Below are 244 nucleotides of genomic sequence, written 5' to 3' on the forward strand. Positions count from 1 at the left end.
GCACGTAGTCGAACCATGCCTCACGCGTGAACGTGCCCGGAATCGCGTAGCTGCCGGCGACCAGCCCCTGGTTGCCGTCGCCGACGATGCGCGCGATGGTCATCGGCGCGAAGCGGGTCGACGCGCGGGCCTTGATTTCCTCGTAGACGCGCTGGCGGGCCGGCATGCCGCGCACGACGCGGCGCAGGTTCTCGCGGGTCTGGTCGACGAGCGCGAGGTTCGCGTCGATCATCGGCCAGTCGTC

The 244-nt window shown here is 70.1% G+C and carries 1 protein-coding gene; it reads right to left on the minus strand.

Features of this window, described 5'->3' with window-relative positions; translation table 11 throughout:
• On the minus strand, window positions 1-232 hold a 232-nt coding region (locus tag R0J88_RS22670; RefSeq protein ID WP_410901273.1), incomplete at its 3' end, for an ImcF-related family protein.
• Between the last annotated feature and the right edge of the window lie 12 nt (window positions 233-244).

Origin of the sequence: Pseudoalteromonas sp. SIMBA_162, from assembly GCF_046535955.1 — a bacterium.
GTDB lineage: Bacteria > Pseudomonadota > Gammaproteobacteria > Enterobacterales > Alteromonadaceae > Pseudoalteromonas > Pseudoalteromonas marina.